At 48.0% G+C, this 18,895-nt stretch carries 17 protein-coding genes, 1 tRNA gene, 1 rRNA gene and 1 other RNA gene; 3 read left to right on the forward strand and 17 right to left on the reverse strand.

Going from position 1 to position 18,895, the window contains the following annotated elements:
• Positions 1 to 933: an L-lactate dehydrogenase gene (locus H1R82_RS00640; protein ID WP_181731439.1), complete on the forward strand. Its 933-nt coding sequence runs from the start codon at positions 1 to 3 to the stop codon at positions 931 to 933.
• Positions 934 to 1,315: 382 nt separating this feature from the next.
• A complete protein-coding gene (locus H1R82_RS00645; protein WP_181731438.1) occupies positions 1,316 to 2,368 on the forward strand; it encodes a DNA polymerase IV in 1,053 nt (350 codons plus the stop codon).
• 8 nt (positions 2,369 to 2,376) lie between these two features.
• Here the strand turns inward: H1R82_RS00645 and H1R82_RS00650 are convergent, their stop codons facing one another.
• From H1R82_RS00650 to H1R82_RS00675, 6 genes are all read right to left on the reverse strand, one after another.
• Positions 2,377 to 3,435 carry a coiled-coil domain-containing protein gene (locus tag H1R82_RS00650; protein WP_181731437.1) on the reverse strand — a complete coding sequence of 353 codons (1,059 nt, stop codon included), beginning with the start codon at positions 3,433 to 3,435 and terminating at the stop codon, positions 2,377 to 2,379.
• 189 nt (positions 3,436 to 3,624) lie between these two features.
• On the reverse strand, positions 3,625 to 5,130 hold the full coding sequence (locus H1R82_RS00655; protein ID WP_181731436.1) for a class I adenylate-forming enzyme family protein: 1,506 nt from the start codon (positions 5,128 to 5,130) through the stop codon (positions 3,625 to 3,627).
• Positions 5,131 to 5,305: 175 nt separating this feature from the next.
• Positions 5,306 to 5,968, reverse strand: a complete 663-nt coding sequence (trhA, locus tag H1R82_RS00660; RefSeq protein ID WP_181731435.1) for a PAQR family membrane homeostasis protein TrhA — start codon at positions 5,966 to 5,968, stop codon at positions 5,306 to 5,308.
• A gap of 110 nt (positions 5,969 to 6,078) precedes the next feature.
• Positions 6,079 to 6,657: a non-oxidative hydroxyarylic acid decarboxylases subunit B gene (locus tag H1R82_RS00665; RefSeq protein WP_269747554.1), complete on the reverse strand. Its 579-nt coding sequence runs from the start codon at positions 6,655 to 6,657 to the stop codon at positions 6,079 to 6,081.
• A 128-nt stretch (positions 6,658 to 6,785) separates the two neighbouring features.
• Positions 6,786 to 8,006: a DUF4309 domain-containing protein gene (locus H1R82_RS00670; RefSeq protein WP_181731433.1), complete on the reverse strand. Its 1,221-nt coding sequence runs from the start codon at positions 8,004 to 8,006 to the stop codon at positions 6,786 to 6,788.
• A 307-nt stretch (positions 8,007 to 8,313) separates the two neighbouring features.
• Positions 8,314 to 8,892, reverse strand: a complete 579-nt coding sequence (locus H1R82_RS00675; RefSeq protein WP_181731432.1) for a hypothetical protein — start codon at positions 8,890 to 8,892, stop codon at positions 8,314 to 8,316.
• A 176-nt stretch (positions 8,893 to 9,068) separates the two neighbouring features.
• Here H1R82_RS00675 and H1R82_RS00680 point away from each other — a divergent pair, with 176 nt between their 5' ends.
• Positions 9,069 to 9,440 carry an iron chaperone gene (locus H1R82_RS00680; RefSeq protein WP_181731431.1) on the forward strand — a complete coding sequence of 124 codons (372 nt, stop codon included), beginning with the start codon at positions 9,069 to 9,071 and terminating at the stop codon, positions 9,438 to 9,440.
• Between the two features lie 117 nt (positions 9,441 to 9,557).
• Here the strand turns inward: H1R82_RS00680 and H1R82_RS00685 are convergent.
• The 11 genes from H1R82_RS00685 to tpiA form a co-directional block, all read right to left on the reverse strand.
• Positions 9,558 to 9,633, reverse strand: a tRNA-Thr gene (locus tag H1R82_RS00685).
• 15 nt (positions 9,634 to 9,648) lie between these two features.
• Positions 9,649 to 10,012: a transfer-messenger RNA gene (gene ssrA, locus H1R82_RS00690) on the reverse strand.
• Positions 10,013 to 10,093: 81 nt separating this feature from the next.
• Positions 10,094 to 10,561, reverse strand: a complete 468-nt coding sequence (gene smpB, locus H1R82_RS00695; protein ID WP_037996146.1) for an SsrA-binding protein SmpB — start codon at positions 10,559 to 10,561, stop codon at positions 10,094 to 10,096.
• 143 nt (positions 10,562 to 10,704) lie between these two features.
• The gene (gene rnr / locus H1R82_RS00700; RefSeq protein ID WP_181731430.1) at positions 10,705 to 13,035 is read right to left on the reverse strand and encodes a ribonuclease R; all 2,331 of its coding nucleotides are present in this window, start codon (positions 13,033 to 13,035) and stop codon (positions 10,705 to 10,707) included.
• Between the two features lie 43 nt (positions 13,036 to 13,078).
• Positions 13,079 to 13,849 (reverse strand): alpha/beta hydrolase, encoded by a 771-nt coding sequence (locus tag H1R82_RS00705; RefSeq protein WP_181731429.1) that lies wholly within the window; start codon positions 13,847 to 13,849, stop codon positions 13,079 to 13,081.
• A gap of 133 nt (positions 13,850 to 13,982) precedes the next feature.
• On the reverse strand, positions 13,983 to 14,510 hold the full coding sequence (locus H1R82_RS00710; RefSeq protein ID WP_181731428.1) for a DUF4309 domain-containing protein: 528 nt from the start codon (positions 14,508 to 14,510) through the stop codon (positions 13,983 to 13,985).
• 157 nt (positions 14,511 to 14,667) lie between these two features.
• Positions 14,668 to 14,782 (reverse strand): 5S ribosomal RNA (rrf, locus tag H1R82_RS00715).
• A 102-nt stretch (positions 14,783 to 14,884) separates the two neighbouring features.
• On the reverse strand, positions 14,885 to 15,118 hold the full coding sequence (secG, locus tag H1R82_RS00720) for a preprotein translocase subunit SecG (protein WP_181731427.1): 234 nt from the start codon (positions 15,116 to 15,118) through the stop codon (positions 14,885 to 14,887).
• A gap of 149 nt (positions 15,119 to 15,267) precedes the next feature.
• Positions 15,268 to 16,566 (reverse strand): phosphopyruvate hydratase, encoded by a 1,299-nt coding sequence (gene eno, locus H1R82_RS00725; RefSeq protein WP_181731426.1) that lies wholly within the window; start codon positions 16,564 to 16,566, stop codon positions 15,268 to 15,270.
• 18 nt (positions 16,567 to 16,584) lie between these two features.
• Positions 16,585 to 18,126 (reverse strand): 2,3-bisphosphoglycerate-independent phosphoglycerate mutase, encoded by a 1,542-nt coding sequence (gene gpmI / locus H1R82_RS00730; RefSeq protein WP_181731425.1) that lies wholly within the window; start codon positions 18,124 to 18,126, stop codon positions 16,585 to 16,587.
• Positions 18,123 to 18,890: a triose-phosphate isomerase gene (tpiA, locus tag H1R82_RS00735; protein ID WP_181731424.1), complete on the reverse strand. Its 768-nt coding sequence runs from the start codon at positions 18,888 to 18,890 to the stop codon at positions 18,123 to 18,125. Before tpiA ends, gpmI begins: the two co-directional genes overlap by 4 nt.
• Positions 18,891 to 18,895: the final 5 nt, after the last annotated feature.

Below are 18,895 nucleotides of genomic sequence, written 5' to 3' on the forward strand. Positions count from 1 at the left end.
ATGAAAAGAAAAATCGCTTTGATCGGGACCGGATTTGTCGGATCCAGCTATGCTTTTGCGGTGTTGAATCAAGGATTGGCCAATGAACTGGTCCTGATTGACATCAACAAGAAAAAGGCGGAAGGGGATGCGATGGATTTAAACCACGCTTCTCCCTTCGGATCACGCATTTGTGTCCGGGCCGGAGATTATGAGGACTGTCACGATGCCGATCTGGTCGTCATAACCGCCGGGGCTAACCAAAAGCCGGGAGAAACCCGTCTAGATTTGGTCTCTAAGAATGCAAAGATCTTTCAAACCATCGTTGCAGAAGTGATGAAAAGCGGTTTTGACGGCCTGTTTCTGGTCGCCACCAATCCCGTTGACATCCTGTCCTTTCTCACCATGAAATATTCCGGGTTCCCGGCTCACCGCGTCATCGGATCGGGAACTATTCTGGATACGGCACGCTTCCGCTATTTGCTCGGCGAAGCTTACCAAGTCAACCCGCAAAACGTGCACGCCTATATCATTGGCGAACACGGCGACACGGAACTTCCGGTTTGGAGCCATGCCTATATCGGCACCCGTCCGGTCTCCGATTATTTGAAAGAAGGAAAAGGCCCGGACAAAGAGCAGTTGGATCAACTGTTCACCCAAGTGCGGGATGCCGCATACCAGATCATTGATCTGAAAGGGGCCACCTACTACGCGATCGCCATGGGGCTGGTGCGTTTGACGCAAGCCATCTTCCGAGATGAAAATGCAATCCTGACCGTCTCCACGCTTCTGAAAGGAGAATACGGGCTGAAAGACATCTGTTTGGGAGTCCCGGCTGTCATTAACCGCTCCGGGGTTCGCGAAGTCATCGAACTCAATCTCACGGAAGAAGAACGAAAAAAATTGCATCATTCCGCTCATACCCTGACCCGACAACTGCAATCCCTGAAGTAATTCCCACCTTTGACCTGACCACCTCCAAATCCTGATGAAAAGCCTGTGTCCCTTTTTGGGGCACAGGCTTTCCCCTCACTCATGACCTTGGTCAAGACATGCTGAACACGGTGATCAAAGAAAAAGCGACGGCAGTGAATTTTCTCATCCAATCCCTCCAGACGGAATTTTTAAAATTCACAAACAAAAATTTTATCAAAACCCCAAACTACAAGAAACCTTTTTATCGGATGATTTTAAATTTTCCATTGTTTTGAAATGATGACTGCTCATGTCTTTTGGTATAATAACCATGACAAAACACCGGGAAAACAACACGAATGGCAGACGAGAAACCCTTTTGATTTCATTCACTGCGGTTTGCACAGAAGGTGAAAGCACCATGAAAAAAATCTTGCATCTGGATTTGGATGCCTTTTTTGCCAGCGTGGAACAACTGGATTACCCTGAACTGCGGGGAAAACCCGTCATTGTCGGCGGACTGAAGAGCCGCGGTGTGGTTTCCACCTGCAGCTATGAAGCCAGGAAATACGGCATCCACTCGGCCATGCCGACCGCCAAAGCCCGGAAACTGTGTCCAAAAGGCATTTTCTTGCCGGTAAGGTATGAACGCTACCGGGAAAAATCCCGTCAAGTACGGAACATCTACACCGAATACAGCGACCGCTTCGAAACCGTCGGATTGGATGAAGCCTATCTGGATGTCTCCCATTATGACAATGCCGTTCCCGTCGCACGCGAAATCAAGCGGCGTATCCGGGAGGAAACCGGGCTTACATGCAGCATCGGCCTTTCCTACAACAAATCCATGGCCAAAATCGCCAGTGACTTAAAAAAGCCGGATGCCTTTGTCATCATACGGCCCGGACAAGCCATGGCGGTGTTAAAAGATTTGCCGATCGGCGCTTTGCACGGGATCGGAAAAAAATCACAAAAGCGTTTGCGCGCCATGGGAGTGGAAACGGTCCGTGATTTCTGGCGCTTGTCTTTGGAAGAAGTGACGGCGATGTTTGGCAAGTTTGGGCATGATTTATATTACCGCGCCCGCGGACAGGATGACCGCGATATAGTCACCGATCGTTCCCCGAAATCCCACGGCCGGGAAATCACCTTGCCTTCAGACTTGTATGACAGGGAGGAAATCTCCCGGATCGCCCACGGCCTTCTCGCGGAGACCGAGCAAAAACTGAAAAAGAAAAAAATCCGGCCGCAAACCCTCACCCTGAAAATCAAATACGCTGATTTTACAATGCATTCCAAGCAACGAACAACAAAACCGGGCGCCGACTGGTCCAAAGTTTTGGAGGAGTTGCTGGATGCCTTTGATTATACAGCCGGCGTCCGGTTGGTCGGGGTGTCGCTGTCCAATTTTGTTGAGCCGTCTTCCGATATGTATGAACAACTAGTATTGCCTTTGGGGGAGGAATGGGTTTAAGTCCGGTTTTATTTTGAATGATTTTTCTCTGACACGAGGGCGGCGATTTTATCGAAGGTTTTGGACTCATTGGAACTGGAAACCATTTGGATCCCCATTTCCTGAATGCGCTTATAGGCTTCATCCAGCTTGTTCTGCAGTTCGGAAATCGTTTCGTGGGATGCTTGCAGTTGCTTTTTGAGGTTTTCGCATTCGGTTTCAAGGATCTTTTTGTCCGCTTCCACTTCTTTTTTGAAGGCGGCTTCGCGGATGGCCAATACTTTTTTCATCTCTGCGTCCGCTTTTTCCTTCGCTTCTTTTTTCACTTCCGCGATTTTGTCCGGGATGGAAGCCACTTCCTCTTCCAACTCTTTCATTTTCTCTTCCCGTTTCACGAGCTTTTCTTCACGTTCATCCAATTGGGCTTTATAAGCGTCCAGTTCTTTCGTCGTTTTTTCGACTTCCGCTTCAAACTCTTTCCGCTTGCTCGCCAGTTCATCTTCCAACTGGTCATATGATTGTTTTTTCTGGCGGGCAAATTCGTATTTGAATTCTTCTTCGCCTCTTTTTTTCTGCAATTCCAATGCTTCTTTTTGCTCTTTCAGCATGGTTTGGTACTCTTTGCGTGCAATCTCGATTTGCTTTTTGATCTCTTCCAGTTCGTTGGTCGCCTTTTCCTTCTCTTCGGCCAATTCTTTCTCTTGGGATAATTTCAGTTCCTGATGAGCATTGACCAATCCCGCAAGGGTGTGCGCCTGTTTCTCGATATCAAACAGTTCTTTGAGTTCGGCTTCTTTGATGGCAATGGCTTCTTTGACCGTCTGCAGGTTCTTGGTCTGTTCTTTTAAATCACTGTCGATTTTCGTCAGCAGCTGAACAACGGATTTGGATAAATCAGTGATTTTTCCCTCGATGTTTCCTTCCATCAATCGATCGGCTTTGTTGGTGATTTCGGCTTCTTTCTTCTTTTTCGCCTCTTTGGCTGCATCCAATTTTCCTTTTTCCAGTTCCGCAATTTTCTTTTCTGCTTCACGAAGCGCTTTTAAAATGGTCGCTTTTGTATCTCTTTCAGTGATTTTCTTGCTCATGATTGCTCCCCTTTTTTCCAGTGATGATAATTCTATTTTAAATTACGAACATATGTTTGTAAAGTCTTTTCTTTAAAATTTATTTCCTAAAAAATAGATCTATTATTTTGAATATTCCTCCCTTGCAGGACACTTCTCCTGAAAAACATTCAAGGACGGTTAACCCGATCAGATAACCGTCCTTGGAGGTTAATTGGCACGGGAAGCATACTCACGCAATACATATTTTAAAACTTTCCCCATGCTGTTTTTGGGAAGCTCCTCGATAAACTCCACATCGATCAACTTGTAATCCGCCAGGTTTTCACGCGCATGACGAATCACTTCGTCCTTGGTGATATCATGGCCTTCCGCTTTCACAATGTATGCCCGGGGCAATTCTCCCCAAACCGGATGCTTGACCCCCACGACGGCCACCTCCGCGATTCCTTCCATTTGCAGAAGCACGGCTTCCACTTGGGCCGGGAACACTTTTTCCCCGCCACAAACGATCATGTCGCGGAGACGGTCGATCACATACAAATACCCTTCTTCATCCATCCGTCCCAAATCTTGCGTGTGGTACCATCCGTTCTTCAATACCTTTGCCGTTTCCTCCGGATTATTCCAATAGCCGGCAAACACCTGATCCCCGCGCACCAAGATTTCCCCGATTTCTCCGGGAGCACACTCCACCCCTGTCAACGGATCGATGATTTTGATTTCCGTCAGGTATAATCCTTTCCCGACAGAATGACAGCGGTTGATGTCCATCTCCGGCAAGAAATAGGTGGCGGCACCGGTGAATTCGGTGGCTCCGTAAACCTGGATCACGGCAAATCCCAAATCGTGAAAAGCCTTGATGTAATTTTCCGGCACCAAGGAACCGCCGCAAACAATTCCTCGCAAAGAAAAAATGTCCCTATCGATAGTCTTCAACATTTCCAACATAAAGGGCAACATCGACGGCACCGACATCATCCCGGTGATCTTCTCTTCATCAATCAGGTTCCACAGTTGGGAAGGAGTAAAATTGGATGCGATCACCAAGGCCATTCCCCGGATCAGTGAATTGATGATAAACATCATGCCGCTGATATGAAAAAGCGGTGTCACAAACAAAAAACGGTCGGCCTTGCGAAGATCCAACGTGTTCACATTGGCCAATCCCGCCGCATACACATTGGCGTGTGTACTGATCACCCCTTTGGGGTTTCCGGTGGTTCCGGAAGTGTAAATAATGGTGGCAATATCGTTTTTATGGACTTCCACGTTGGGTTCTTCATCCGATTCAGTATAAAAAATGCTGTTGAATTGCTCCGACGCCCGTTCACCTTGAAAAACGCAGATCACTTTCTCCACACAATCCGGAAGCATCTCCAGGCTGTCTTTGAAATCTTCATCATATAATAAAACCTTGGCTTGACAGTCTTTTAAAATATACTGAACCTCAACCGGTTTTAACCGGCAATTCACAGGAACCGTAACCGCGCCGATTTTGGCTGCCGCTAAGTATATGATCGGAAATGCGTATGTATTTTTACAAAGCATGGCAACACGGTCTCCATGTTTCACGTTGAGACTCAGCAAATAATTGGCCAGCTGGTTCACTTTCTGCTTGTATTCGCGGAAAGTAAGGCGCTCGCCGTTATAAATGAGTGCTTCCAAGTGCGGGGACAGTTCCGCCCGGCTGTTCAGCAAATCACCAATCACCATGTCTTTTCGCCTCCTTTATTAACATTTAAAACAAATAATATATTCTTTTATTTTGCTATACAATTATAATATAAAAATAATGGCGTTTTTGAAGCAGGAACTTGCCGCTTTCCGAGAAGAAAAGCTGACCAGCAAGTCCGAACGGAACCTGCCGGTCAGCCAAACTCCACCGGAATCATGCATTTCCCAATCCGATCGGCAAAATGTATATCACCATCATTGCAAAATGAACAACGGTGCCGGCCATAATAAACAAGTGAAATATTTCATGAAAACCCAATTTGCCCGGAAAGAAATCCGGCCATTTGGTCGCATAGATGACAGCTCCGACGGTATAAAACACCCCTCCCAAAACCATCAACAAGATCGCACCGGTTGGCAGGGCATGAACCAATTTAACAAACGGAACCACGGCGATCCATCCCAAAGTCAGGTAAAATGTAGTCGAAACATAACGCGGAACGTGCATGAAAAACAGCTTCAGTACGATGCCGAGAACCGACAATCCCCATACACAGCTAAGCATCACCCATTGAAAAGTTCCGTCCAGGCCATAATAAAAGACCGGAGTGTACGAACCGGCGATCAACAAATAAATGGCGCAATGGTCCATTTTCCTGAAGATCAATTCTTTTTCGGGAGTCGTCACAACCCAATGGTACAAAGAACTGGCGCCATACAGCAAAATCACACTTACACCGTAAATCGTCATCGTCACCAGCGTCGAGGGATCGGGCCAACTGATACCGATCAGGAAAAAAAGCCCGATGACAGCCGCCAAAAACGTAATGAAATGCGTCCAGGTATTGACGGGTTCCCTCATTTTAAAAAATTTCATTCAAAAACCTCCGGTCTTTTCGTAAGGATAAACATGTTTCTCTTCATTTTACCATGAATGAACCCGGCTTTGGGAAAAAATAAAAAAGCCCGGCCTTCTTCCTCCAGGCTTCAGCTTCGGTCTTTTCCCGTTTCAATCCCCTGCCAGCGTCTGACTTTTCTCACCTCGATCCCGAATTGATCCAACGTGCGCACGACCACATGATCCACAATATCATCGATCGTTTGCGGATGGTTGTAAAATGCCGGTACCGGCGGCAAAATCGTTGCACCCATGCGCGACAGGGCCAGCATGTTTTCCAAGTGAATGTCATTCAGTGGCATTTCCCGGGTTAATAAGACCAATTTCTTCCGTTCCTTTAAAACCACGTCCGCCGCCCGGGTCACCAGATTGTCCGCAAGCCCGGCCCGGATCGAGGCCAATGTTTTCATACTGCAAGGTGCAATCACCATCCCATCGACACGAAAAGAACCGCTGGAAACCGATGCGGCCAGATTTTGTGATGAATGGCAGACTGTCGCCAACGCTTCCACTTGCGGAACCGTGTAATCCGTTTCCAATTCAATGTTCGCTCTTCCCCATTTGGATAAAATCAAATGGGTTTCCGTACCCGTTTCCCGCAAAAATTCCAACAATCGGATCCCGAAGATGGCTCCGGTCGCACCTGTGATTCCAACGACTAAACGCAAACAAAGTTCCCCCTCTGATGCATCCTGCAATTTGACTTCATCCATATGTATTGTAACAAATAAACGGCCCCGCTTCACCGCCGTGACAAAAGCCCTGCATACATCCGGTGCAGGGCTTTTTTGTCCGGTCATTTTTTTTGCGGTAACAAAAAGCCGAATTCTTCATCATACAAGCCATCTTTAAAAAGCCACACATAATCGATTTTGCCTTCTTCATCGAAGAACAGTTGAATTTTGTTCCCGTTGATTTGATAAGTTAAACTCTCAATCTCAACCCCGAAGTCGACGGCCGGTTTTTTCTTCGGAACCGGCTTGCCAAAAACCTGAATAATGTCATCTTTTGTCACCGGTATGGAATTTTCAAATTCCCGGACAGATATGGATGTTAAAACGTCATTATAAAATTTAAGCTGTATTTCCCTGTCTTTAAATTGATAGCTCAATAACTTTTCCTTATTTTGTTGGTTCACCTTTTTATGAAATAAATTATTCATATAAGTCCCGCATTTTCCGGTTAAAACATCATGATAAGCGGTCCCCAGCGGTCCGCAATCATAATTACCCAAATCGCCCCGGCTGATCCAATCATGCAATTGTTTGGCCGTCTTCACGCCACCGTCAGCGGAAATTTTCTTTGCTTGCTCAACCGGATGAACTTCCGTTTTCAACTGTGTACGCGGAGAACCGGTATAGCCGTACTTTTCTGTGGTCTCCAGATTGATATTTTCCAGTTTCCCTGTTTGTTTGTTAAAATTTAACATCAAGTCATAGACGGATAAATGATATTTATAATAAACCGTATCCGATCTCAAATTCGATTGATTCTCCGTCGTTTCAACGGGCGTCCCAAAGACCCGTTTCATTTCATCCACAGACAATGATTCCTTCGCATCATACATCACCTTGATCGCCTTCAACCGGTCATTTTCAAAGTCGAGGGTAACCAACCTGTGCCCATACTGATAGTACAAACTTGTCACAGTCGAGCTGACATCGTAAGAGTCTGACCGCGCAACCGGTTCTCCGCAGCGATTGAGTACATCGGTGATGCCGGAACCCAACGCGCCGCATTCGTACTCCGGCATGTTCCCTTCGGAAGCTAATCGCTTCAAGCTTTCCATGTAGGTTTCTTTCTTTTCGCCTTCAAACAAACTGCGCACCCACTCATTGGTCTCATCTTCATAAGCGGCGAGAACAACCGTGAGGATCACCGGAATCAAAACCACGCTGAGAAAAGAAGACACCAGGCGTATAATCTTTCTCTTTCGTCTTCGTCTGACTACATTTAAATCCTCAACAGTCACAGGATCAATTTCATTCCCCATATGCTCTCTTTCTCTCTTATCCATTCCTTTCCCACGCACTCCTCAATTTTTTTAAATAACAGATTTATTAAAACAAATTCATTTTAACATGCTTCCATCACATGATGTTAACAATCTTGTGTCATCTGCTTCGTACAAAAAAAACTCCTTCCATCGAGGAGACATCCTTGGTTCTGATGCTTTTTCATCACCCGGAGCAGGTGTCACAACCGGTTCCATGATCAAAACTTTTTCCACGATCTCTTGCGGGGAAAGTTCCGGACCATTCCAATAAATCAACCTCTCACTGACATCCATCTTGCCGGACAGAAAACCGTCATTTGACCGGCTTTTACTCCAGAAGAGACCACCAATTCCCAATGCACTCACCAGGCAGGAATGCATTTAATTTTTCTTTCATTTCTTGCAAGATCTTTGGGGATATCTCCCCGTTTTCGTCCACAAACCGCCCATGATACGTTAAATAACAAATCTCACACAGCACAACCAACGCCTTGATCCACCCTTTCAAATCAGGGGATAGTCTTTTTAATGTAATATCTCTTTGGCCATGTCGCGCATAATACACACCTTTGGATTTCATGTCGTAGATCAAAGGATCGAGACCTTTGTCTGCAATCACAATCCAATCGATTTTCCACTCCGGATCCCTTTTCATATTTTGCAGATCGTGGCTGAAATTCATCTGCAAATCCATCAGTTCCTCCGGACCGTACAATTGAACCGGATTTCCGCCAAAATCCAGCTCTCCCATCCGCGGGGCACATTCCCTGTACCAACCCGCCAGTTCTTCATCCAACCCCAACGCCTCTCGAAGCTCCCGGACAACCGTTTCATCCGTGGAGCCGACAAGCCAATCCGCACGTTTCCATGGTGGTTTTCCATTGCTCAAAAACCGGTTGCATACCACAATCTCCCATCTTTTTTTGATGATCAGGTATATGTCGTAATCCGTTTCATAACAAACGCGTCAAAGTTTTTCCCGATGAAAAGAGAATCCACCAACCACCAACTTGTTTAATTCAAGTGACCTTAAGAAAAGGATAAAATAAAATACGTATCTTTTTTCTCAAGGAGGCATGGAACATGGAAGTTTTTAGTGAATTTACAGCGGGAATAGCGGATCCGTCACACCGGGCCAGAGTGGAAGAAGTTCTCTCTTGGGTAAAAAAGAAATACCCAAACTTACAACCGGTAATCAAATGGAACCAACCGATGTTTACGGATCACGGAACTTTTATTATCGGTTTCAGCGTCGCGAAAAAACATCTTGCCGTTGCACCGGAAAAGGTTGCGATCGAACATGCCAAAGAAGAAATTGACAAAGCCGGCTATGACTATACCAAAAAGTTGATCCGCATCCCGTGGGATCGTCCGGTGGATTACGCTCTGCTTGAGAAGATCATCGAATTTAATCTTTCGGACAAAGCGGACTGCACCACTTTTTGGCGAAAATAAACAAAAATGGCGGGTGTGTCATGACAGGTTGGTCACTCAGCGCTTCTTCCACTTTCCATTCTCCCCACCCCACCACTTTAAAATCAAAAAACCCCTGCATTCCGCAGAGGTTTGATCTGGTGCTGGAGACAGGATTCGAACCTGCGACCCCTTCATTACGAGTGAAGTGCTCTGCCAGCTGAGCTACTCCAGCATGGTATTTCATTTTTGGTGGAGGCGAGCGGAGTCGAACCGCTGTCCGAAGACATCGCCACGCCAGCTTCTCCGAGCGCAGTCACTGTATTGAAGTTTCGCCTTCCATACTGCCCAGTGACAGGCGTTATGAAAGACTAGCCACTCAAGTTTCGCTTTCCGATCAGTGGCCGATCGGTCAGCTAGCCTGCTTGGTTATGAGACCCGGCAACTCCACACAGGCGATGGAGAAGCGGATCCTGGCTGGTTTAATTAAGCAGCCAGAGCGTAGTTTTCTTGTTTGCCAGTTACATTTGGCATTTGCGTTTTTAACGAGTTCGCAACCCCTCGGCTCGCTACTGACGCTCGATCTGTCCCCGTCGAATCCCAAGAACGCCCCCGAGATTCTGAGGAAATATCGAGCAATCTTTTCGCTACAGTTCTAGATTATAACATCATATAGAAAATCATGCAAGCATTTTTTAACGATAATTTTGTTCCTTGAGTTTGCGTTCGATCATGCGCTCTGCATCCCGTTTGGCGGCGGTTGCCCGTTTATCGTACAGCTTTTTCCCGCGGGCGAGTCCCAACTGCAATTTGGCAAAACCGTTTCGCAAATGAATGTCAAGCGGAACCAACGTTAACCCCTTCGTCTTGATCAAGCCGTACAATTTGTCAATCTCTTTTTTGTGCATCAGTAATTTCCGGGTCCGGGTGGGATCCACATTAAACCGGTTTCCCTGTTCAAACGGGCTGATGTGCATGCCAATCACAAAGGCTTCGCCGTTTTCTATCCGCGCATAGGCATCGCGCAAATTGACACTGCCTTTGCGGACCGACTTGATTTCTGTTCCGGTGAGAACGATGCCGGCTTCATATTGTTCTTTGATTTCATAATCATGAAATGCTTTTTTGTTTTTGGCAATCACCTTGACGCCTTTGTTTTTCATCGTTTTCACCTCGCCCCGGTTCTCCTGATAAATGAATAGCAGATTTTATTCTAACAATAAATGTTTTGTCAAGTCAATCATTTTTTCCGGTCCGTTCCAAAAGCGAAGGAAAACTCCTTCGCTTTTGGGCGGAGGGCATTTTCTTATTTTTTCTTTGCTTTATTGCGGTATTTTTTCTTTTTCTTCTTCTTTTTCTTGTGCTGCTTTTGTTCTTTGGCTTTTGCTTGGAAGGCACCGCGGTCCACTTCATAATACTTGCCTTTTTTTCCGCGCTTGTTCTCTTTTTCCCCGGATGCTTTTTTGGCTTTGATTTTCTTCCCTTTCTTTTTCAAAACCACGCCGTCGCCAGGGAAATGTTCCAACAGTTCAAAGTCGATTTTACGCTCATCAATGTTGACCCCGCTCACTTTGATCCGCACTTTGTCCCCGATGCGCATGATCCGGCCGGTCCGTTCGCCGATCAAGGAATAAGAACTTTCATCATAATGGTAATAATCATCTGTCAGGTAACTGACGTGCACCAGCCCTTCCACGGTGTTGGGCAGTTCCACAAAGATCCCGAACGAGGTCACACTGCTGATGATTCCTTCATACTCATCCCCGATCTTATCCATCATAAACTCGGCGATTTTCAAATCCTGGCTTTCTCTTTCGGCATCCACGGCGATGCGTTCGCGGATGGAAGATTGTTGGGCTGCGTCCGGGAGGATTTCGTTTAATTCGTCAATCCGCTCCACCGACAAGCTTCCTTGGGTCAACACTTCGCGGATGATCCGGTGAATCAAAAGATCCGGGTACCGGCGTATCGGCGACGTGAAATGACTGTAGAAAGGAGCCGCCAGACCAAAGTGGCCGATGCATTCCGCGGCATACTTGGCCTGTTTCATCGAACGCAACATGACGGTACTGATGACATGCTCTTCCCGTTTTCCCCGGATCTTCTCCAGCAAGGATTGGAGCGCATGCGGTTTGACCTGATCGGGGCGCCCTTTGACCGAGTAACCAAAGCTGGTGATAAATTCATAAAAAGCTTTCAGTTTCTCGGCATCCGGGTTTTCATGAATCCGGTACACGAACGGAACTTCCAAGCGGTAAAAATGCTCGGCCACGGTTTCATTGGCCTTCAGCATGAATTCTTCGATCAGTTGCTCGGCGATGGTCCGGGGACGCTTGACAATGTCCACCGGTTCTCCTTTTTCATTGATGATTACTTTTGCTTCCGCAAAGTTAAAATCGATGGCTCCCCGTTGCAACCGTTTTTGGCGAAGGGTTTTCGCAAGATCAGCCATCAGGCGGAAATCATCCACCAAAGGCCGGTACCGCTCGATCAGTTCCGTGTCTTCATCCACGACAATTTTTTTGACATCGCTGTAGGTCATGCGCTCATTGGTCCGGATCACGCTGGGATAGATGTCATAATCCACCACATTGCCTTCGGGGTCAATCTCCATGTCACACGTCATGGTCAGGCGGTCCACTTTGGGATTCAAACTGCAGATGCCATTGGACAAACGTTTGGGAAGCATGGGAATCACCCGGTCCACCAAGTAAACACTGCATCCCCGTTCATAAGCTTCCCGGTCCAAAGCAGAACCCTCTTTGACGTAGTAACTCACGTCGGCAATATGAACACCCAGACGGACATTTCCGTTTTCCAGACGTTCCACTGAAACGGCATCATCCAAATCCTTGGCATCTTCCCCGTCAATGGTCACCATGGTGCGCCCGCGCAAGTCGCGCCTTCCCTTGATTTCTTCTTCGCTGATTTCCCCGGGAATTTGCTCTGCTTCGGCCAGCACTTCTTCGGGGAATTTTTCCGGCAAACCATGTTTTCGGATGATTGACAGAATGTCGACTCCCGGATCATCCTTATGCCCGAGAATCTCGATGATTTCCCCTTCCGCGCTGTGGCGCCCGGTAATCTGGTGCAGTTTGACGACCACCTTCTGCCCGTCCCTGGCGTTCATCTGCAACTCGTGAGCGATGAAAATATCGGCCGGAATCCGTTTATCATCCGGAATCACAAAGCCGAAATGGGAGGACAAGCGGCGGAACGTTCCGACAATGCGGTCCCGTCCCCGTTTCAACACACGGACAATTTCCCCTTCCGGCCGCCGGTGGTCCGATTTTCTTTTATGAATGCGCACCAGCACCAGATCGCCATCCAACGCGCCGTTCATATCGTTGAGATGGACGTAAATATCATCCTGATGGGCCGCATCGGGAATGACAAAACCAAATCCTTTGGATGTTCCCTGCAAAGTGCCGCGCACCAGGTTGAACCGCTCCGGGACACCGTACCGTTTGGCCCGGGTTTGCACAATTTTTCCATCTTCTTCCATTTGCTGAAGCAGTTTGACAAACGCTTCCCGTTCTTCTTCCCCGATGCCGAACACTTCGATCAGTTCTTCCAGCATCAGCGGCTTATAAGCTTGTTCCAACATAAAACGCCGAATCTCTTGTTCTGTGATCATACTTCATCTGCGGTGGGGAATTCCCCGCGACAGATGCTTCACCTCACTTCTTATCGTTCATGGATGTTAAAGACACGTCCCTGATAAAGTCATCCACTTCATGAAATAGTTTTTTTCTCTCTTTGTCCAACGTGATGATGTGGGAAGATTTCTCATACCAGGACAAATGTTTGTGCCTGGATGAAATGGTCTCATAAATATATTTGGCACTTCGTGACCGGATGGTTTCATCTTGCCGCGATTGAATAATCAAAGCCGGAACTTCCACTTTGGGCAGATTTCGTTTTAACCGGCGAAGCAATTTCATCAGTTCCCCGACACTTTTGACGGGAGTCCGGTCAAACGGCACCAGATACGCATCCACTTCCGGATCGGGATGGTTTCCTTTGGGTTTAAACCGGTAAAAACGGTAAGCAAACCCGGCCAAAACCGCCCGCCGGTCCCGGACCCACACCGGAGCACACATGGGAATGACCCCGTCCATCGGCTTTTCGGCGGCAAGAAGCAGCGACAGGACGCCTCCCATCGATAAACCGGCCACAAACAAATGATCCAAGTCCGCTTTCGAGCGGATGGTATCATAAGCATCCAATGCACTTTGCCACCAGTCCCGCCACCCGGTTTTCTCCAAATCTTCGGGTGTTTTGCCATGTCCGGCCAACAAAGGCGCATAAACGGTGTAACCTTTCTCCTTGAAAAAGTCTCCCATGGGCCGCATTTCAGACGGCGTCCCGGTAAAACCATGTATCAATAGGATGCCCGTTTTTCCCCCGGAATAAAAAAAAGGTTCAGGTGAACGTTGTACCACTTTCATGACTGTGCATCCCCTTGGTTCGGATTTTATTTTTTAATATTCTAACCATAGCACACCCGGTGAAAAAATGGAAAGAAGACCGACTGCAATTTGCCATAAAAAAATCCATCCGAAGATGGACTTTTCCAAAGGATTATGGAGTCTGTTCCGTCACATAATACAGATAAACCTTTGACGTTTGCCCTTCCATGGGGACATTTAACACAAACGTGATTTCGTGGCCATTGTTGAGCGAATAGGTGACATAATAATCTCCTTCCGCTTCCACAAACCGGTCTGCTTTCCCCAACGTGTCGAGCAATTCTTCCAATGTGATCTTTTGCAGAGCGGGATCAAAGTCTTCAATCCATGTGACAGGGTTGCCCTTTTGATCGGGATCATAAATAAAGCGGATGTTCCGGTCCCAATAGTTGGCCGCCACACCGGAATCGTCATCCGGCTCGCCCCACCACTGCTGCACCTCGTCCAGCAAACTGCCCACCTGAAAAGGACCGCTGTTTAAGGTTTTCTTTTCTTGCGCCAGCCACATGATATGCTCCAAGTACACGTCTGCGTCATTGTCCGCGGACGCCGCCGCCCCGGCCGGCGACAAGGGAAGCGCAAAAACAGCAAGAAGCCCCGCGATGAATGCAAAAGTCAAAAGACGAAAATTTCTTTTCATGGAAATCCTCTTCTTCCGGCCGCAAATGACCTCTTCTGATTCCATTATACGAAGAAAAACCGGAACATCCTATAGAAAATTCATATAAATCCTTCATTTTTTCAACCCTTGTAAAAACAACAAAAAAACCACGACGTACAAACGTCGTGGTTTTTTTGCCTGGCAACGACCTACTCTCCCAGGGGTCATCCCCAAGTACCATCGGCGCTGGAGGGCTTAACTTCCGTGTTCGGGATGGGAACGGGTGGATCCCCTCCGCTATGGTCACCAGACATTTATTATAATAGCATGCCCTTATCCTTTTGGCAAGTCTTTTTTTAAAAAAATAAAATAGAATTCCTTAAAGAAGTCTCTTAAGGAATTCCGGGTTCAGATTACTTCAAAAAGAAAGCAACGACCAAAGCAACAATAATAAACAAGGCTCCCAACACCACGGTTAACCGGTGCAACAGCGCATCCAAACCGCGTGCTTTTGCTTTTCCCATCAGGTGTTCAGCTCCACCTGCAATCGCACCGGACAATCCTGCACTCTTTCCAGGTTGCAGCAGGATAACGACAATCAATCCGATGCAGATGATTGCAAGGACCCATTTTGAAACAAGCGCCACGTTCACAACCTCCTTGCCGTCTCTCTAGATGACTTTACCACATTCGAAGCGGCATTTCAATAATCCGGCGCCAACGGACAAGAAGCCGTCGGTCATTCCAACAAAAAAGGCACCGGAAACATTCCCGGTGCCTTTTATGGGATGTCATGTCATTCTTTTTCGATGGAGCGCAGGTTGTAAAAAGCGGAACGCTTCGGGTATTGAGCGATATGACCCAATTGATCTTCAATGCGGATCAATTGATTGTATTTGGCCACACGGTCCGTGCGGGAAGGTGCCCCGGTTTTGATTTGGCCGGCACCGGTTGCAACGGCGATGTCTGCAATGGTGGTGTCTTCGGTCTCCCCGGAGCGGTGGGAGATCACTGCGGTATATCCGGCGCGTTTTGCCATTTCAATCGCATCAAAGGTTTCGGTGAGTGTGCCGATTTGGTTGACTTTGATCAAAATGGAGTTGCCGACGCCTTTTTCGATTCCATCTTTGAGGCGGGTGGTATTGGTGACAAACAGGTCGTCCCCGACGAGTTGCACTTTGTCACCCAGACGCTCGGTCATTTTTTTCCATCCATCCCAGTCGTCTTCTGCCAAACCGTCTTCAATGGAGATGATCGGGTATTTTGAAATCAATTCTTCATAGAAATCGATCATTTCCTCGGAAGTGCGGCTGATGTTTTCCCCGGCAAAGTGATACTTGCCGTCACGGTAGATTTCGCTGGAAGCCACATCGAGCGCCAGCATGATTTCTTCTCCCGGTTTGTATCCGGCACGTTCAATGGCTGTGACGATCGTGGACAGTGCTTCTTCGTTGGAGCTCAAGTTCGGGGCGAATCCACCTTCGTCACCCACACCGGTTGCATAACCTTTTTCTTTCAACACTTTTTTCAGGTTATGGAAGATTTCGGCGCCGATCCGGACTGCTTCATGCATGCTTTCCGCACCGACCGGCATAATCATGAATTCTTGAATATCCACATTGTTATCGGCATGAGCGCCGCCGTTTAAAATGTTCATCATCGGAACCGGCAGCACTTTGGCGTTAAATCCGCCCAAGTAAGTATATAACGGAACTCCCAGAGCTTCTGCGGCAGCGCGCGCAACCGCCATGGATACTCCCAAAATGGCATTGGCCCCCAGGTTTCCTTTGTTTTCGGTGCCATCCAATTCAATCAGGGCACGGTCAATGGCCACTTGATCCAGTGCATCCATTCCCGTGAGTTGGGGGGCAATCACGTCATTTACGTTTTGAACGGCTTTGAGCACCCCTTTGCCCAAGAAACGCTCTTCATCCCCGTCGCGCAACTCCACGGCTTCATAAGCACCGGTCGATGCACCGGACGGTACAATGGCACGTCCCGTTGCACCGGATTCCAATACGACTTCCACTTCCACTGTCGGATTTCCGCGGGAGTCCAAAACCTCGCGGCCATAAACTTCAATGATGGTTGTCATTTGCTTGATCCCTCACTTTTATTTGGATTTGATCATCGATCTTCCTGTCATTTCTTCAGGTTGTTCAATGTTTAACAGATGGAGCAGGGTCGGAGATACATCCGCCAAGATCCCTTTTTCCCGCAGAGCCAGTCCTTTTTTCGTCACGATAAAAGGAACCGGGAAGGTGGTATGGGCCGTGTGCGGACTTCCGTCTTCATTCACCACCATGTCTGCGTTTCCGTGATCGGCGATGATCACAGCCACTCCGCCTTTTTCGATTGTCAGGTCGACCACTTTCCCCAAGCATTCGTCAACGGCTTCCACCGCCCGGATCGTCGGTTCCAGTTTTCCGGAGTGGCCCACCATGTCCGGGTTGGCGAAGTTCAAGATAATCACATCATGTTTTTCCGCCTCGATTTCCTTACAAAGCGCATCGGCCACTTCATAGGCACTCATTTCGGGCTTCAAGTCGTAAGTCGCCACTTTCGGCGAATTGATCAAAATCCGTTCTTCGCCCGGAAACTTCTCTTCCCGTCCACCGCTGAAGAAAAAAGTGACATGCGGGTATTTTTCGGTTTCTGCAATCCGCAATTGTTTCAGCTGATGCCGGCTGACCACTTCCCCGAGCGTTTGGACGAGATCAGTCGGTTTAAAAGCCACTTCCCCGTTCACCGCATCGCTGTAATGCGTCAGGCAGACATAAGCCAGGTCCTGCGGATGCCCCGGACCGCGGTCAAACCCGTCAAAGTCCGGATCAGTAAAAGCGAGGGAAAGTTGAATCGCCCGGTCCGGACGGAAATTGTAAAAAATCACTGCATCATGATCGCGGATTCGGCTGACCGGCTCTCCGTTTTCATCCACGATGACCGTCGGGACAACAAATTCGTCATAGACGGACTCTTGGTAGGAGGCTTGTACTGCTTCCACCGGATCGCCGGACCGGGGTCCGTCACCATAAACCATGGCACGATAGGATTTTTCCACCCGGTCCCACCGTTTGTCACGGTCCATCGCATAATAACGTCCTTGAACCGTGGCAATCTTGCCGACACCGGCTTCATCCATTTTTTCCTGCAACTGCCGGATGTATCGGACGGCACTGTCCGGTGCCACGTCGCGCCCGTCCAAAAACGCATGCACATAAACTTCATCCACTTTTTCTTTGGCAGCCAGGTCCAGAAGCGCGAACAAATGATTGATGTGGCTGTGCACCCCGCCATCAGAAAGCAATCCGAGCAAATGGAGGCGGCTTTGGTTCTTTTTCACGTGTTTAATGGCTTGAAGGAACGCCTCGTTTTCAAAGAAGCTGCCGTCTTCAATCGCTAAGGTCACCCGGGTCAGATCCTGATACACAATCCGTCCGGCACCAATATTCAAATGCCCCACTTCGGAGTTTCCCATTTGTCCGTCAGGCAGACCGACGGCTTCCCCGCTGGCCTCGAGCGTTGCATGCGGATATTCGTTCCAATAGCGGTCAAAGTTCGGTTTGTTGGCTTGCTTGACGGCATTTCCTTCCCGTTCTTCACGGAGGGCAAAACCATCCAAAATACACAACAACACTGGTTTCGGTCGGTTCATTGTTTCTCACCTTCACTTGCCTGACTTACCAACGATGCAAACGAATCCGGCTTCAAGCTGGCTCCGCCCACCAACGCTCCGTCAATGTTTTTCTGCTTCATGAAGGAAGCCACGTTTTCCGGTTTCACACTGCCGCCGTATTGGATCCGCACCGCTTCGGCCACGGATGAATCATACAGGTCGGAAATGGTGCTCCGGATGAAAGAGCATACTTCCTCCGCATCTTCAGCCGTGGAAGCTTTTCCGGTGCCGATGGCCCAAACCGGCTCATAAGCAATGATCGTTTTCTTCATTTCATCGGCAGAAAGCCCTTCAACTGCGGCTTTCACTTGTGCGGCAACGACTTCCATGGTTTTGCCGCTTTCTCTTTCTTCCAACACTTCCCCGACGCATACGATCGGGATCAAGCCGTGGGCGTGGGCCGCTTTGGTTTTTTTGTTCACGTCTTCATCCGTTTCATTGTAATAGGCGCGTCGCTCCGAGTGGCCCAAAATCACGTATTGCACGCCTGTGGCTTTTAACATCGGCAAACTCACTTCACCGGTATATGCGCCTTGTTCTTCATAATGGGCGTTTTGCGCACCAATTCCAATCCCGCTGTTTTTGGTCTCTTCCACCAATGCAGGCAACGCCAGGAATGGTGCACACAAAACTGTTTCCACATCTTGAGGGAGCTCAGTCTCTTTCAGCTCTTTGACAAAACGCAATGCTTCGTCAATGGTTTTGTGCATTTTCCAGTTTCCTGCAATCACTGGCTTCCGCATCGAAG

The organism is Thermoactinomyces intermedius, assembly GCF_013912365.1.
GTDB classification, from domain to species: domain Bacteria; phylum Bacillota; class Bacilli; order Thermoactinomycetales; family Thermoactinomycetaceae; genus Thermoactinomyces; species Thermoactinomyces intermedius.